The organism is Micromonospora sp. NPDC049171 (assembly GCF_040648275.1).
Taxonomy (GTDB): domain Bacteria; phylum Actinomycetota; class Actinomycetes; order Mycobacteriales; family Micromonosporaceae; genus Micromonospora.
Genome location: NZ_JBEZDJ010000071.1, coordinates 1 through 1,119, shown reverse-complemented (window position 1 = coordinate 1,119; position 1,119 = coordinate 1). Strand labels below are relative to the sequence as shown.

Sequence of the window (1,119 nt, the reverse complement as noted above, 5' to 3'; positions counted from 1 at the left end):
CCTGGAGCATCGTGCGGTGGTGTTGGCGGGTGGTCGTGGGGGTTTGTTGCGGGGTTTGGGTGTGGTGGCGTCGGGTGGTTCGGGGTCGGGTGTGGTGTCGGGTGTGGCGGGTGTGGGGTCGCGGTGGGCGATGGTGTTTACGGGTCAGGGTTCGCAGCGGGTGGGGATGGGTTTGGAGTTGGTGGGTGCGTTTCCGGTTTTTGCGCGGGTGTTTGGTGAGGTGGTGGCGGCGTTTGATGGGTTGTTGCCGGGGTCGTTGGGTGCGGTGATTGCGGGTGATGTGGAGGGGTTGGATCGGACGGGGTTTACGCAGCCGGCGTTGTTTGCGGTTGAGGTGGCGTTGTTTCGGTTGTTGGAGTCGTGGGGGTTGCGGCCGGATTTTGTGGTGGGGCATTCGATTGGTGAGGTGGCGGCGGCGCATGTGGCGGGGGTGTTGTCGTTGGGTGATGCGGTGGTGTTGGTGGCGGCTCGTGCGGGGTTGATGGAGGGGTTGCCGGGGGGTGGGTTGATGGTGTCGGTGCGGGCGTCGGTGGATGAGGTGGTGCCGTTTTTGGTGGGGGGTGTGGATGTTGCGGCGGTGAATGGGCCGGAGTCGGTGGTGATTTCTGGTGATGAGGCTGCGGTGTTGGCGGTGGCGCGGGGGTGTGGTGCGCGGTGGCGTCGGGTGCGGGCGTCGCATGCGTTTCATTCGTCGTTGATGGATCCGATGTTGGTGGGTTTTGGTGAGGTGTTGGGGGGGTTGGAGTTTCGGGCGCCGGTGATTCCGTTGGTGTCGACGGTGTCGGGGCGGTTGGCGGGTGGGGAGGTGTGTGAGCCGGGGTATTGGGTGCGGCAGGTGCGGGAGACGGTGCGGTTTGGTGATGCGGTGTCGTGGTTGGTGGATGAGGGTGTGTCGGCGTTTGTGGAGGTGGGTCCGGATGGGGTGTTGTCGTCGTTGGTGTCGGCGGCGGTGTCGGTGCCGGTGTTGCGTCGGGGTCGTTCTGAGGTGGGGTCGTTGTTGGCGGCGGTGGGGGCGTTGCATGTGCATGGGGTGTCGCCGGATTGGTCGGTGATGTTCCCGTCGGCGCCGCGGGTGGAGTTGCCGACGTATGCGTTCCAACGCCACCGCTACTGGCTCGA

At 65.5% G+C, this 1,119-nt stretch carries 1 protein-coding gene; it reads left to right on the top strand.

Annotation, left to right across the window (positions count from 1 at the left end; genetic code table 11):
- Positions 1 to 166: 166 nt before the first annotated feature.
- Positions 167 to 1,119: acyltransferase domain-containing protein (locus AB0B14_RS36730; RefSeq protein WP_357526765.1), on the top strand; the 953-nt coding region annotated here is incomplete at its 3' end.